Annotated in this window: 11 protein-coding genes and 1 tRNA gene; 5 read left to right on the forward strand and 7 right to left on the reverse strand. The window is 56.6% G+C overall.

Translation table 11 applies throughout. The annotated features are described in order from the left end of the window. Window positions 1-31 precede the first annotated feature (31 nt). The 3 genes from ABYT07_RS13365 to recA form a co-directional block, all read right to left on the reverse strand. Window positions 32-319 carry a DUF1330 domain-containing protein gene (locus ABYT07_RS13365; protein ID WP_372992338.1) on the reverse strand — a complete coding sequence of 96 codons (288 nt, stop codon included), beginning with the start codon at window positions 317-319 and terminating at the stop codon, window positions 32-34. Window positions 320-323: 4 nt separating this feature from the next. Next, complete coding sequence (gene alaS, locus ABYT07_RS13370) at window positions 324-2,981, reverse strand: alanine--tRNA ligase (protein ID WP_372992340.1); 2,658 nt, start codon at window positions 2,979-2,981, stop codon at window positions 324-326. 132 nt (window positions 2,982-3,113) lie between these two features. After that, window positions 3,114-4,184: a recombinase RecA gene (gene recA, locus ABYT07_RS13375; protein WP_372992342.1), complete on the reverse strand. Its 1,071-nt coding sequence runs from the start codon at window positions 4,182-4,184 to the stop codon at window positions 3,114-3,116. 205 nt (window positions 4,185-4,389) lie between these two features. On the opposite strand from recA, the gene ABYT07_RS13380 reads away from it, so the two are divergent. Beyond that, window positions 4,390-4,983, forward strand: coding sequence for a gamma-glutamyl kinase (locus ABYT07_RS13380; RefSeq protein ID WP_372992344.1), 594 nt, complete (start codon window positions 4,390-4,392; stop codon window positions 4,981-4,983). Here the strand turns inward: ABYT07_RS13380 and ABYT07_RS13385 are convergent, their stop codons facing one another. From ABYT07_RS13385 to guaB, 3 genes are all read right to left on the reverse strand, one after another. Then, window positions 4,984-7,281 carry an ATP-binding protein gene (locus ABYT07_RS13385; RefSeq protein ID WP_372992346.1) on the reverse strand — a complete coding sequence of 766 codons (2,298 nt, stop codon included), beginning with the start codon at window positions 7,279-7,281 and terminating at the stop codon, window positions 4,984-4,986. It abuts the gene before it with no gap. 114 nt (window positions 7,282-7,395) lie between these two features. Beyond that, window positions 7,396-8,556 carry an RsmB/NOP family class I SAM-dependent RNA methyltransferase gene (locus ABYT07_RS13390; protein ID WP_372992348.1) on the reverse strand — a complete coding sequence of 387 codons (1,161 nt, stop codon included), beginning with the start codon at window positions 8,554-8,556 and terminating at the stop codon, window positions 7,396-7,398. A 45-nt stretch (window positions 8,557-8,601) separates the two neighbouring features. Beyond that, on the reverse strand, window positions 8,602-10,050 hold the full coding sequence (guaB, locus tag ABYT07_RS13395) for an IMP dehydrogenase (protein WP_372992350.1): 1,449 nt from the start codon (window positions 10,048-10,050) through the stop codon (window positions 8,602-8,604). 150 nt (window positions 10,051-10,200) lie between these two features. On the opposite strand from guaB, the gene speB reads away from it, so the two are divergent. The 4 genes from speB (at window position 10,201) to ABYT07_RS13415 (ending at window position 14,369) form a co-directional block, all read left to right on the forward strand. Further along, a complete protein-coding gene (speB, locus tag ABYT07_RS13400) occupies window positions 10,201-11,157 on the forward strand; it encodes an agmatinase (RefSeq protein WP_372992352.1) in 957 nt (318 codons plus the stop codon). A gap of 191 nt (window positions 11,158-11,348) precedes the next feature. Then, window positions 11,349-13,394, forward strand: coding sequence for an ASKHA domain-containing protein (locus tag ABYT07_RS13405; RefSeq protein ID WP_372992354.1), 2,046 nt, complete (start codon window positions 11,349-11,351; stop codon window positions 13,392-13,394). Window positions 13,395-13,415: 21 nt separating this feature from the next. Next, a complete protein-coding gene (locus ABYT07_RS13410) occupies window positions 13,416-14,252 on the forward strand; it encodes a class I SAM-dependent methyltransferase (protein WP_372992356.1) in 837 nt (278 codons plus the stop codon). A 43-nt stretch (window positions 14,253-14,295) separates the two neighbouring features. After that, window positions 14,296-14,369, forward strand: a tRNA-Gly gene (locus tag ABYT07_RS13415). A 29-nt stretch (window positions 14,370-14,398) separates the two neighbouring features. Here ABYT07_RS13415 and ABYT07_RS13420 read toward each other — a convergent pair. Beyond that, window positions 14,399-14,582 (reverse strand): hypothetical protein (locus ABYT07_RS13420; RefSeq protein ID WP_372992358.1); only part of this gene is annotated, 184 nt, incomplete at its 5' end.

Genomic DNA, 14,582 nt, shown 5'->3' on the forward strand with positions numbered 1-14,582 from the left:
AAATCGAGTTGTGCAGAATGATCAGCCGAGGTTAATCGTCGATCTCGATGACCATTAACTCCCGCTCGGATGCCCCTTTGGCATGGGAAAGGGCTTCTTGGTAGGCGTCAGAGTTGTAGCAAGCGACGGCCTCTTCCAGCGACGGGAAGCGCGCGACGACATTGCGGGGGCGCTCTTTGCCTTCAAGCTGCACAAAACGCGCGCCACGGGCCAGAAACTTGCCACCATGGTCCGCAATCGCGGGACCGGCAAGCGTGGCGTATTTCCCGTAAGCATCATTATCGGTGACGGTAACATGGGCGATCCAGAGGGCTGGCATAGGGTTATCCTTTCAAGATGGCTTCGGCAGCCGAAATGGCCGCATCTGCATTTGCAACGTCTTTTGCGCCACCTTGGGCCATGTCAGGACGGCCACCGCCGCCTTTGCCGCCCAGTTCAGCCACGACTGCCTTGACGATATCAACAGCAGAGGCTTGCGCCGTCAGATCAGCCGTCACGCCAGCCGCAACCGCAGCTTTTCCGTCAGCATCAGCAATCAGCAGCACAACACCACTGCCAAGTTTGGTCTTATATTCATCAACCAAGGCAGGCAAATCCTTGCCCGTCACACCAGAAAGCACCTGCGCCATGAATTTAATGCCGTTCACATCGCGTGCCTCTGGCGCGGCAGCACCGCCGCCGGACATAGCAAGTTCGCGGCGCAACTGGGCGACTTCGTTCGCCAAGGCACGGCGTTCGTCCAGCAAGGCCCGCACGCGGTCTGGGACATCAGCCGTCGAGGTTTTCAACTCTGCCGCGACGCGCGACAAAGCGGTTTCCTGAGCGCGCAGCCATGTCAGGGCTTCGGTGCCGGTGAGGGCTTCGATCCGGCGCACACCTGAACTGCTGGAACTGTCGCCCAAAAGGACAAATGCACCGATATCGCCGGTCTGACGCACATGCGTCCCGCCGCAAAGCTCAAGCGAATAGGTTGATTTATCCGCGCCCTTGCCTGATCCGGACTGACGTCCCATGGAAACGACGCGCACCTCTTCGCCGTATTTTTCGCCGAACAAGGCCTGAGCGCCCAAAGCACGGGCATCGTCGGGGGTCATGATGCGCGTATCAACGGGCGCATTCTGGCGGATGTAGGTATTCACCTCTTGTTCAACCTGAGCCAGTTCATCCGCGCTCATTGCGCTGTTGTGGCTATAGTCAAAGCGCAGACGGTCAGCTGCATTCAAAGACCCACGCTGTGCCACGTGGTCGCCAAGCGCATTGCGCAAGGCCTCGTGCAGCAGGTGTGTGGCCGAGTGATTGGCGCGAATAGAGGTGCGGCGGGCGTGATCGACCTCAAGCACAGCGGCTTGGCCAGTGCTGATCGTGCCCTCGGCCACATCGCCGAAATGAATGAACACACCGGCAGTTTTGCGGGTGTCGGTGATGGTCACACTGCCGGTGTCGGTCTTGATAAGGCCGGTGTCACCGATCTGCCCGCCGCTTTCGGCGTAAAACGGTGTCTGGTTCAGTGCGATCTGAACCTTGTCCCCCGCCTTGGCTGTGTCGGTTTGCGCACCCTCTTGGATCAGCGCGACAATTTGGCCTTCGGCAGTTTCGGTATCATATCCAAGGAAATCCGTCTTGCCGCCATTTTCAGCGACATCGAACCAAACAGTCGCATCTGCGGCCTCGCCCGATCCGGACCATGCGGCGCGCGCCAATGCTTTTTGCTTTTCCATGGCTGCGTTGAATCCGTCAAGATCGACGCCTCGGTCTTGTTCACGCAGCGCATCCTGCGTCAAATCGACAGGAAAACCATAGGTGTCATAAAGCTTGAACGCCGCTTCGCCGGACAGGTTTACGCCAGCCGGAAGGCCCTTGAGTTCATCATCAAGCAGCTTCAGGCCCCTATCGAGGGTTTTCTTAAAACGGGTTTCTTCCAGCAAAAGCGTCTCGGAGATCAGCGATTGGGCTTGGCCAAGCTCTGGATAAGCGCCGCCCATCTGGCGGACCAGTTCAGGGACCAAACGGTGCATCAGCGGATCCTGAATACCCAACAAATGCGCATGGCGCATGGCGCGGCGCATGATGCGGCGCAGCACATAGCCACGCCCGTCATTGGATGGCATCACACCGTCGGCAATCAAGAACGAGGTCGACCGCAGGTGATCCGCAATCACGCGGTGGTGGGTTTTTCCAGGCCCGTCAGGGTCGGTATTCGACGCATTCGCGCTGGCAATGATCAGATTGCGCATCAAATCAGTGGCGTAGTTGTCATTGGTACCTTGCAGCAAGGCGGCAACACGTTCGATCCCCATGCCGGTATCAATCGACTGGTTTGGCAGTGGCTGACGCGTACCATCGGCAAATTGCTCGTATTGCATAAACACGAGGTTCCAGATTTCAACAAACCGGTCGCCATCTTCGTCGGGGGAGCCAGGAGGGCCACCCCAGATGTGATCGCCATGGTCGTAAAAAATCTCGGAGCACGGACCGCATGGCCCGGTGGGGCCCATCATCCAGAAATTGTCATCCGTCGCGATGCGGATGATACGATCGTCCGGCAGGCCAGCGACCTTCTTCCAAATCTCGGCAGCCTCGTCATCGGTGTGATAAACGGTGACATACAACCGCTTGGGATCAATGCCGAATTCCTTGGTGATCAATTCCCATGAAAACGAAATCGCCTCGGCCTTGAAGTAATCTCCAAAGCTGAAATTTCCCAGCATTTCAAAAAACGTATGATGCCGCGCGGTATATCCGACATTGTCGAGATCATTGTGTTTACCGCCCGCGCGCACACATTTCTGCGCCGTTGTCGCGCGCTTGTAGTCGCGGGTTTCGACGCCCGTGAACAGGTTTTTGAACTGCACCATGCCAGAGTTGGCGAACATCAACGTCGGGTCATTGCGCGGGACCAACGGGCTGGAAGGCTGCACGGAATGCCCGTGGCGTTCAAAATAACCCAAAAAGGTTGAGCGGATATCGTTTAGCGTCTTCATATGCGGGGCCTTTCGAGGGGCAAATTGGTTGCATATCAAATAGCTGTGCGAATGCGCACTGTCCACAGGGATGCCGCATGAAAAAGGGCGCGCCAAGTCGGCACGCCCTTTGAAAGTCTATCTGCGTTGGGATCAAGCTTCGAGAATATCGATATCGTCTTTTTCCGATCCGTCGAAATCAAGACCATGTGCGGCGCGAATCTTGTCTTCGATCTCCATCGCCATGGCTTCGTTTTCTCTCAGGAAGGTCTTGGCGTTCTCGCGCCCCTGCCCGATCCGTTCATCGCCATAGCTGAACCACGATCCGGATTTATCGACCACACCTGCCTTGACACCAAGGTCCAGCAGTTCCCCCATCTTCGAGATGCCTTCGCCATACATGATGTCGAATTCCACCTGCTTGAACGGGGCAGCCACCTTGTTTTTAACAACCTTGACGCGGGTGGCGTTGCCGACGACTTCGTCACGATCCTTCAGCGCACCAATGCGGCGAATATCCAAACGAACTGACGAATAGAATTTCAACGCGTTACCACCAGAGGTGGTTTCGGGCGACCCGAACATCACGCCAATCTTCATCCGGATTTGGTTGATGAAAATAACCATACAATTTGAACGGCTGATTGACCCAGTCAACTTGCGCATCGCTTGGGACATCAGACGCGCCTGAACACCGACCGAACTGTCGCCCATGTCGCCTTCAAGTTCTGATTTGGGTGTCAAAGCAGCCACAGAATCGACCACGACCATGTTGACCGCGCCAGACCGAACCAGTGTATCCACAATCTCGAGCGCTTGTTCACCGGTATCGGGCTGAGAGATCAGCAATTCGTCGATGTCCACGCCAAGTTTTTTTGCATATTGCGGATCAAGCGCGTGTTCCGCGTCCACAAAGGCACAAACGCCCCCTGCTTTTTGCTGCTCGGCTACGCAATGCAGCGTCAGCGTGGTCTTGCCAGAACTTTCAGGGCCGTAAATCTCGATGATCCGCCCCATTGGCAAGCCGCCAATGCCAAGTGCGATATCAAGACCCAGCGATCCGGTCGAGCTTGATTTGATATCCTGAATTGCACCGGGGGCACCCAGTTTCATGATAGAACCCTTGCCGAACTGGCGTTCAATCTGTGCCAGCGCGCTGTCGAGGGCTTTTTGCTTTTCAGCTTGTTTCTTGTTGTCCATTGTCAAAAGATCTGCCGTTGCCATGATAGGTTATCCCCTTATTGTCACAGTGGCCTGCAAGCTGCAATCGCCGCCGGCGCCACACGCATATGTTCTTCTTCTGTTCTATATGAGACTAAAAGAAGAACATTTCAATCAATTTGTTTGTGGTTCCATCTTTTCGCCGAAGTGATTAAAAAGTGGTGTACAACCCCAAGTTTTGGCGTAGCGAGAATAGGATTTAGTCTAAATGCTTGTTTTCTTTAAGGAACGTTTGGCGTTTTTGTCAGTACCAAAAACGGGCACGACGGCCTATGAAAGTGCGCTCGCCCCGCGTGCCGACATGGTAATCTCTGAACCTCCCATGCTGAAGCATGCCCCGGTCTATCGATACAATCGGTTTATCCGTCCAATGTTTCTCAAAGTTTGTGACGCCGAGCTTGAGTTGATGGCAGTGATGCGTGAACCGATCAGCTGGTTGGGCAGCTGGTATCGCTATCGTCAGCGCCCCTTTATGCAAGGCAAGCCGAATTCAACGTTCGATGTGACCTTTGACGAGTTCATTCTGGCCTATATGAAAGGCAACAAGCCCGGTTTCGCTGATGTGGGCAGTCAACTCAACTTTATGGCGGCGCAACCCAATGGCACCGGGATCACCCATTATTTCCGCTATGAAGATCAAGCACGGCTTCAGGACTTCTTGCACGACAGGCTTGGGGTGACGCTGGACCTCAAGCGCGAGAACGAATCTCCCAAAATGGAGCTGCCATTGTCTGCTGACGTCGAAGAGCGCTTTCGCCGGAAGTTTGCCGAGGAATTCGCGCTGTACGATTCGATCCCCTGATCAGCGCATTTGACGGTGCACGGTGTTGGTCAGATCCGTTAACGAGAACGGTTTCGGCAGAAAAACGGAGTTCGGGATCGCCATTTGCGCCGCCTCGAAACTGTCTTCTGCATAACCTGACACAAACACAACCGGGACACCGGGGCGGCATTTCAAAGCCTCGCGTACCCAGCTTGGACCGTCCATACCCGGCATAATCACATCGGTCACGAATACGTCGATGTTCAGTGTCTCGTCCTCAAGGGTTTTCAACGCAACTTCCGCCGAATCCGCTTCAAGCACCGTATAGCCACGCATCCGCAGGGCCCGGCTGGCAAAGGCCCGTACCGGTGCTTCGTCTTCCACAAGCAAAACGATCCCGTCGTCGTGTTTTGTGGTCACCGCCAGAGGTACGGCGACCTCTTCTTTTTGCGCGATGGCTGTTTGGACCATGATAGGGAAATAAAGCGTGAAAACTGTGCCGACGCCCACTGTGCTATCGACAAAAATGAATCCGCCCGATTGTTTGATGATGCCATATGCCGTCGATAGGCCTAATCCTGTGCCCTCACCGGTGCGCTTGGTGGTGAAAAATGGCTCAAATACTTTTTGCAACTTATCGGCAGAGATCCCGTGCCCTTCATCAGCAACCTGGACTGTCACATATTTCCCCGGAGGGACGGTCACGCGATCCCGGGTCAATCCTTCGGTGAGGTCAACGGTTTCTGTCGCAATCCGAATTTCGCCCCCCGATGGCATGGCATCGCGGGCATTCACTACCAGATTCATCAAAACCTGCTCCAATTGCCGCTTGTCCGCACGAATCGGATGTAAAACCGGGTCATGACTTAGGGTCAAGGTGACTCTTTCACCAACAAGCCGGTTTAACAGATGGGTCAAATCAGCCAACGTATCGCGCATGTTCAACGTTTCAGGACGCAAGGTCTGCTTGCGAGAGAACGCCAGCAATTGCCCGACCAATGCAGCGGCACGGTTGGCATTCTGGTTGATCTGCACCAGATCACTAAAGTCGGGATCGCCCTGATCATGACGCAACAACAACAGATCGCAATGCCCTGAAATTGCTGTCAAAAGATTGTTGAAGTCATGCGCCACCCCTCCGGCAAGCTGCCCGATCGCCTGCATCTTCTGGCTTTGTACGAATTGGGCCTCAAGGGTCTTTAGCTCTGTTGCATCATTCAAAACGGCGACCATTGCCGGTTTGCCCTGTTCGGTAACAAGGCTCAGCGTGACCTGTACGAAAACCTCGCGATCATCCCGCTTGAGACGCAAAAATTCCGACTTTTGAACCAAGCGGCCTTCCATAGTCTCTGCCAGCCAATCGTTGATCGACCGGCCCAGACCTTCCATCAGGTTGGTCAAATGGCATTCCGTGGTCAACAAGGGGCCAATCAATTTGGACGCCATCGCATTATAGGAAATGATCACGCCGTCAGGTCCCACCTTAATCAACGGGATGGGCAGTTGCTGAAACGCCTGCCATCCCAGATCAGCTGAATGACCAGGATGGCCGGGCAGCAGATAAAGCGCATGCCGACCTGCGCCCGCGGGAACTTCGGCCACCATCATCACTTCGGACCCGTGCGCGGTTACCACTTCGGCCAATGCACCATGCACCACAGGTAATTTCTTGAACAGCCGGTCAAGAGTTTTGACCCGCGTGCCCACAAGTCCACGCGCGGCTTCATTCATGAATAAAACGGCACCGGAACGCCCGACCATCAACATCGGCAAAAGCTGCTCGCTCGCCGCGCGTTTCTGAGGTGGTTTTTCCTGAACCGTCTCGAGCCGCCACAGAAATCCAGCGGAAACCTTATGCGCCGAAAGCCGCATCTGTCCGTCCTTGGTCACGATATCTTCGCGCGCAGAGCCCGTTTGAGAAGCGCGGGTCTGCAATCGAAACACAATGGCGGCCGGGTTGGCAAATTGGCTGGACAGCAGGGCCGTGACAGTCTGCGCGCCATGATCCTTGAACATCGCTGATGCCGCAAGGTTTTGCGTCGTCAAAACACCGTTTTCAGTGGCAAACATGCTGGGGCTGGCATCATTTGCGATGAAATCTATCACCACCCCTTGGGCCGTTCGGGATCTTTTTTTACGCAGTTCGACAGCAACAAGCTTGCACATCGCAACCACTGCGGTGGCCCCGGCCACAGACAACAGCACCACGGCCATGAGCCGCGTCGGCGCGAAATAGGAAGTTCCGCTTGCTATCGCCGAGAAGCACAACAGCAAAAACAGCCGCTTACGTTCAGATTTATCCGAATAGCCACGTTGAACTGACAAAAGTGTTCCCATCCGTATTGAACCACAGGATCATCTACGCGCAGGAAGGTTAATCAGCTATTAATCCACGAAAATTCGCTAGACCCATCAACCAAGCGGACACGCTTTGGGATACAGTACACAGCTTTATACACGCATCAAGTGTGTTGTGTAAAATCCGTCACCAAATTCATCGACATCAAAACGCTGCTCAAAGGTGATTTTCCAATCCGGATGCCTAGAAAGGAACGCCTTGGCGCGGTCCTCGTTCTCACATGAAAGCACCGAACAGGTCGCATACACCAGAGATCCTTTCGGCGCGGTAAGGTCGGCTGCAGCATCAAGAATGCTATCTTGAATGGCGTTCAATTCCTGCAGCCTTGCCGCTGTCAAAGTCCATTTCCCTTCCGCTGACCGCCGCCACGCACCGCTGCCCGAACACGGAGCATCGCACAGAACTACATCAAACGGGGCTTTTGCGGCCAGATCATCGGTTTCGAATTGCGGAATAACGCACCCGGCACGCGCCGCGCGGGCGGGCAGATCGTTCATCCGGCGTGGGTCAATGTCATGGGCAAAGACCTCAACATCCGGGTACATTGCGATCGCTAGTGCCTTGCCACCGCCGCCAGCACAGTAATCCAGTACCCGGCCTGCCTTGGGCATGGCTGCTACGATTGCCTGGCTCGACGCATCTTGCAGTTCAACTTTGCCTTCTAAGTAAAGGGAAGAGTTGCGAATTTTGCGTTCACCTTCGACTACGGTCAGGGCGGAGGCCGCGCGTGGATTGGCGCGTGTTTCAATGCCCAGATCAGCCAGTTGCGCCGCGGCCGAGCCAGGATTGCTTTGGGCCAAGTTCACCCGCAGCGTGATCGGCGCACGCGATTGCAGCGCCAAAGCAACAGCCTCGGCCCGATCACCAAGAGATTCCGTGAAATCAGGGATCACCCAATCGGGCAAATTCCAAAGGGTCGCGGAACCTGTCGGGGCGTCTGCGGCAGTCTGCTCGGGTTCGCTTAGTGGTTGGGGTGCGTGGCCTTCGCCTGTGAAAAGCGCCCCAAGATCAACGCCTTGTGCGCGCAACAGGCCTATCATCAATGCCCTGCCCGTTTCGCCGCCGCCAAAATGCGCAGCGGTACGGCGCTGGCGCAGCACATCAAAGACGTAATCGCGCACAGCAGCACGGTCTTTTGAACCCGCAAACCGACTGCTGCGCGCCCAACGGGTCATGGCCTGTTCGGCCGGAAGACCGTCAGCCATTGCGTTCAAAATTTCGATCGCCGCTGAGACGCGCGCGCCGGGGGTCATGTAAGTGCCACGTTATGTTGCCTTTCAAAGCAGTTTCTTATGAAACTATCCGATCCGGTAGTTCGGGCTTTCACGGGTGATTTGCACGTCATGCACATGGCTTTCTTTCAGGCCCGCACCGGTAATTTTGACGAAATTGCAATTCTTGCGCATTTCGTCGACGGTCGCACATCCGGTATAGCCCATCGCAGCCCGCAGACCGCCGACCATTTGGTGCACCACAGCTGCGGCAGAGCCCTTGTAAGCCACCTGGCCCTCGATCCCTTCGGGCACCAGTTTGTCGCTGGCCGCATCCTTCTGGAAATACCGGTCAGCAGAGCCACTGGCCATCGCGCCAAGCGAGCCCATGCCACGGTAGCTTTTGAAACTACGCCCTTGATAAAGAATGACTTCGCCGGGGGATTCGTCCGTGCCTGCGATCATTGATCCGACCATGGCGCAAGATGCACCCGCCGCAATCGCCTTGGCAAAATCGCCTGAGAATTTGATGCCGCCATCAGCGATCACCGGAATATCACCCGCCGCCGCTGCGCAATCCATGATCGCAGTAAGCTGGGGTACACCAACCCCTGCCACCATCCGCGTGGTACAGATCGACCCCGGACCGATGCCGACCTTGACCGCGTCCGCACCCGAACCGATCAGGGCACGCGTCGCTTCGCCAGTGGCGACGTTGCCGGCAACAACCTGTACTTCGTTGCTTAGCTTCTTGGCGCGTTCAACGGCGATTGCCACCCCTTCGGAATGACCGTGCGCGGTGTCGATGACGATCATATCTACGCCCGCATCCACCAGCGCTTGCGACCGTTCAAATCCGGCATCGCCCGTGGTGGTTGCAGCAGCCACACGCAAACGGCCCAAGCCGTCTTTGCACGCGGTTGGGTTCAGTACGGCCTGTTCGGTATCCTTGAGGGTCAGCAGACCTGTCAATTTGCCCTTGTCATCGGTCACCAGCAGTTTTTCGATCCGGCGCGCCTTCATCAGGCTGATCGCCTCTTCGCGGTCGGCCGGTTCGTGCAAAATCGCCAGCTTGTCTGTGGTCATCATCAAATGCACCGGTGTGTCATCTGCTTTGGCAAAGCGCATATCGCGGTTGGTCACAATGCCTACGACCCGGCCCATTTCATCCACAACAGGAAAGCCGGTGACGTTATAGCGTTGCTGTAATGCCTTAGCGTCGGCCAAAGTTTGATTGGCCCGCAAAGTAATCGGATTATAGACGATCCCGCTTTCAAAACGTTTGACGCGGCGGACCTCTTCGGCTTGCTCAGCAATGGTCAGGTTGCGATGGACCACACCCATTCCGCCGGCCTGTGCCATGGCAATTGCCATCCGGCTTTCCGTCACCGTGTCCATTGCAGAACTTAGCAGCGGAATATTGAGCGAGATCGATTGGGTCACGCGGGTGCGTGTGTCAGCCGTCGAAGGCAACACGCTTGATGCCGCTGGCACCAGTAATACATCGTCAAAGGTCAGAGCCTCACGAATCTCCATTTTTGCACCTCGGGTTGCATGGGTTCATTTGGCGGTTTCCTATTTCACGGATAGCCCCGGTTGGAAAGGGTCATTTGCGCCGTATCAGCATTGCAAATCGGGGATGGCTGGGGAAAGCTGCTGTCTAACAGTTTCAAATGGAGAGTTCGGATGGCCAATCACGGATATGAGCGCGGTAGGCTGGACCTGCCCTTTGTCGGGATATCGACCTTTGGCAAGCGGCCCTATCAGCCGGACTGGTCGGCGCTGGATGCCGACGTTGCCATTCTGGGGGCCCCCTATGACGCGGGCACGCAGTGGCGCGCAGGCGCACGGTTCGGCCCGCGTGGGGTGCGCGAAGCGTCGACCTTGTTCAGCTTTGGCCATGCGGGGGCCTATGATCACGAGGACGACGCCGTCTATCTGCCCGGAGACGTCAATATCGTTGATATTGGGGATGCCGACATCGTGCATACGGATACAGAGCAAAGCCATGCCAATATCGAAACAGGTGTGCGGGCGATCTTGGATGCCGGTGCCCTGCCCGTCGTGATTGGCGGCGATCATTCGATCAACATCCCCTGCATCCGCGCCTTTGACGGCCAAGGCGATTTTCATATCCTCCAGATTGACGCACATCTGGATTTCGTGGACGAACGCCACGGCGTGCGCCACGGGCACGGCAACCCGATGCGCCGCGCCGCAGAGCAGGATTATGTGACCGGCCTGACCCAGGTTGGCATCCGCAATGTAAGTTCCACCGCACGCGAAGGCTATGATGATGCACGCGCAATGGGGTCTGATATCATTTTGGTACGCCAAGCGCGGGCAATGGGCACGCTTGGTGTCTTGGGTCATGTGCCGGATGGTGCGCGGCTTTATGTGACAATCGATATTGATGCATTTTGCCCGTCGATCGCGCCCGGCACCGGCACACCGTCCCATGGGGGTTTCCTTTATTACGAAGTTTTGGAGCTTTTGCAGGCGGCGGCCAAGCGCCACGAGATCATCGGCATCGATCTGGTCGAGGTGGCACCCGACTATGACCCAACCGGATCTACCAATATTCTGGCGGCGCAGGTGCTCTTGAACTTTTTGGGGTTCATCTTTCATGCGCGCGGTGCTTGAGGTTGACGCCTTGGGGCGCTGCCCGTCGCGCCAAATGCGCGCAGTGATTAAGGGGCGACCCTTTGGGTCGACCCCCGAGATATTTAAAAGCCAGAGAAGAAGGACGTGGAAGCTGTAAGATATGACGCATCTTGGCTTTCGTCTGGCGCAGCCTTCGCTATGTTGCGGCAAAGGTTTCAAGGACTGATTTAATGAGCAACGATCCACTTGTGGTATTCACGCCTTCGGGCAAGCGCGGACATTTCCCCAAAGGCACCCCTATCCTGACCGCTGCGCGCCAGTTGGGGGTCGATCTGGATTCGGTTTGCGGGGGGCGTGGTATCTGTTCGAAATGTCAGGTTTCGCCGGGCTATGGTAAATTTTCCAAGCATGGTGTGACGGTTCAAGACGATGCTCTGACCGAATGGAACAGCGTCGAGCAGCGCTATAAGGACAAGCGCGGCATGATTGACGGACGGCGCCTTGGCTGTCAGGCGCAGGTCATGGGGGATGTCGTTATTGATGTGCCCGCCGAAAGCCAGGTGCACAAGCAGGTGGTCCGCAAGCGGGCCGAGGCGCGTGACATCGTGCTGAACCCGTCAACCAAGCTGTTTTACGTCGAGGTGCAAGAGCCCGACATGCATGACCCGTCGGGCGACCTAGAGCGACTGTGTGCGGCGTTGAAAGACCAATGGGAATTGGACAACGTAAAGGCTGATTTGCAGATTTTGCAGGTCATGCAGAAGATTCTGCGCAAAGGTAGCTGGAAGGTCACCGTTGCCGTGCATTTGGGCGATGATGAAAACCCGCCGCGGATCATGCATCTGTGGCCGGGGTTCTATGAGGGCAGCGTTTATGGCTTGGCCGTCGATCTAGGGTCGACCACCATCGCCGCGCATCTGTGCGATCTGCAAACCGGTGAGGTCGTTGCGTCTTCGGGCGTGATGAACCCGCAGATCCGCTTTGGCGAGGATTTGATGAGCCGCGTCAGCTATTCGATGATGAACGAGGGCGGCGCGGACGAAATGACCCGCGCGGTGCGTGCGGGCATGAACACCCTGTTTGACGAGATTTGTGCCGAAGGCGGCGTTGACAAAGGGCTGATCGTCGATGCGGTTTTCGTCTGCAACCCTGTCATGCACCACCTGTTCCTGGGGATTGACCCGTTCGAGTTGGGGCAAGCGCCTTTTGCCTTGGCAACCTCCAATGCCCTGCGCATGCGCGCGGTGGAATTGGACCTGACCATTCACCCCTCGGCGCGGATTTACTTCCTGCCGTGCATTGCCGGCCATGTGGGGGCTGATGCCGCTGCCGTCGCGTTGTCAGAAGCACCTGACAAATCCGATGATCTGGTTTTGGTTGTTGATGTGGGCACCAATGCCGAAATCCTGTTGGGCAACCGTGACAAGGTGCTGGCCTGTTCGTCGCCCACCGGACCCGCATTCGAGGGCGCACAGATCAGCAGTGGCCAACGTGCCGCCCCCGGCGCGATCGAGCGGGTAGAGATTGACCCTGTGACCAAGATCGCGCGGTTCAAGGTCATCGGCAGCGACCTGTGGTCCGATGATCCGGGGTTTGAGGCCGAGATCGGCGCAAGCGGTGTGACCGGCATATGCGGGTCTGGCATCATCGAGATGGTCGCCGAGATGCGCATTCACGGCATCGTAGACGCCCCGGGCCTGATTGGCACGGCCGAGCAAACCGGATCGCCCTCGGTCTTTGCTGACGGGCGCACGAATTCCTATCTGGTTTATGACGGCACGGCAAATGGCGGGCCAAAAATCACCGTGACCAACCGCGACATCCGTGAAATCCAGATGGCCAAGGCGGCACTGTATTCCGGCGCACGTCTGTTGATGGATAAATTCGGCGTCGACAAGGTTGACCGCATCGTGCTTGCCGGTGCCTTTGGCGCGCATATCAGCACCAAACACGCGATGGTTCTGGGCATGATCCCAGATGCGCCGCTGGACAAAGTGACATCGGCCGGAAACGCCGCCGGGACAGGCGCGCGGATTGCCCTGCTCAACAGCGCCAGCCGTGCCGAGATCGAAGAAACCGTTCGCAATATCCACAAGATCGAAACCGCGATCGAGCCACGTTTTCAAGAGCATTTTGTGAACGCATCGGCGATACCCAACGCGGTTGAGCCGTTTCCGATCCTCAACAGCATCGTCACCCTGCCGACAGCGACCTTTAACACCGGTGGCAGTGGCGGGGATGGTGCGGGTGGCGGACGTCGGCGCAGACGCGGATGACAGCATAAAAGGGCAACTCTGATGTCAGCAAGCAACAAAGACCAAGAAGAGTTCTGGACCAGCAACGCCGGACCGACCTGGGTCAGCCACGAAGGTCAGCTGGATGCGTTTCTTGGCCCTGTTCTGGATCAAGTCCTTGAAACAGCGGATATTTCGGATGGTCACGCCGTCCTCGATCTTGGCTGCGGAACCGGGCATTCGACGCTTGCGGCGGGCCAACGGGTCGGGCCGTCGGGCCGTGTGCTTGGGCTTGATATATCAGCGACCATGATCGCCCGCGCAGGTGAACGGGTGGCGGGGCTGCCGCATGTCAACATGGCGCTTGCGGACGCGGCCGTTCATCCCTTTGAGGAGGAGAGTTTCGACCACGTAGTTTCACGCTTTGGCGTGATGTTTTTTGCCGATTCTCAAGCCGCCTTTCGCAACATCGCACGCGCTTTGAAACCGGGCGGCAAGATGACGCTGGCGACATGGGGCCAAATCCCGCGCAACCCGTGGTTCACCCTGCCCGCAGCGATTGCCAAGGCAGAACTGGGCGCGCCGCCCAAATCAGACCCAGACGCCCCCGGCCCTTTTGCGTTTCGCGACATCGACAAGGTTTGCACCATGTTGCGCGCTGCGGGGTTTGCCGAGGTATCCGGTGTGGCACATGATATGGTTTTTTCCCTGCCCGGCGGAATGGCAGAGGTTGCAGAGCTGTCGCTGAAAGTCGGTCCGGCTGCGGGTACGATCAAACATTTCTCTGCCGATCAAGCGGCACAAAACCGCATTGAAACCGCCATGGCCCAAGCGTTCGAAGAGTTGGGCAGGGCCGGGATCCCCGCCGAGATCAACTTTTTCACTGCGACAAAGTCCTGACTTGACGCCAATCACACCACAGCCTAAATCGGTGCTCAGGCGCGCGGGTATGGTGAAAAGGTATCACGGCAGCTTCCCAAGCTTTAGTTACGAGTTCGATTCTCGTTACCCGCTCCAATTAACCCCACAACACCCTGATATTTTTATTAAGAATAGGCAGGCCGCATAGCAACCCGCCCAAATACCCGCCAACAGTAAAACGCTTGGACTGTGGCGCTAGTTTCGGTGCTGGTCTGTTTGCTAACCACACGTTCTAATACTGCAATCTTCTCGATCAGATCGCACATCGTTTCGATAGCCATGTCGATCAGACACCCCCCGCCGTTGTCA

The organism is Sulfitobacter sp. (assembly GCF_041552635.1).
In the GTDB taxonomy this organism is placed as follows: Bacteria; Pseudomonadota; Alphaproteobacteria; order Rhodobacterales; family Rhodobacteraceae; genus Sulfitobacter.

Coding starts and splice junctions, on each gene's coding strand:
- ABYT07_RS13410 (WP_372992356.1), top strand. CDS start 13,416: ATGTCAGCAAGCAACAAAGACCAAGAAGAGTTCTGGACCAGCAACGCC.
- alaS (WP_372992340.1), bottom strand. CDS start 2,981: ATGAAGACGCTAAACGATATCCGCTCAACCTTTTTGGGTTATTTTGAA.
- recA (WP_372992342.1), bottom strand. CDS start 4,184: ATGGCAACGGCAGATCTTTTGACAATGGACAACAAGAAACAAGCTGAA.
- ABYT07_RS13390 (WP_372992348.1), bottom strand. CDS start 8,556: ATGACCCCCGGCGCGCGCGTCTCAGCGGCGATCGAAATTTTGAACGCA.
- ABYT07_RS13405 (WP_372992354.1), top strand. CDS start 11,349: ATGAGCAACGATCCACTTGTGGTATTCACGCCTTCGGGCAAGCGCGGA.
- ABYT07_RS13365 (WP_372992338.1), bottom strand. CDS start 319: ATGCCAGCCCTCTGGATCGCCCATGTTACCGTCACCGATAATGATGCT.
- ABYT07_RS13385 (WP_372992346.1), bottom strand. CDS start 7,281: ATGGGAACACTTTTGTCAGTTCAACGTGGCTATTCGGATAAATCTGAA.
- guaB (WP_372992350.1), bottom strand. CDS start 10,050: ATGGAGATTCGTGAGGCTCTGACCTTTGACGATGTATTACTGGTGCCA.
- speB (WP_372992352.1), top strand. CDS start 10,201: ATGGCCAATCACGGATATGAGCGCGGTAGGCTGGACCTGCCCTTTGTC.
- ABYT07_RS13380 (WP_372992344.1), top strand. CDS start 4,390: ATGCTTGTTTTCTTTAAGGAACGTTTGGCGTTTTTGTCAGTACCAAAA.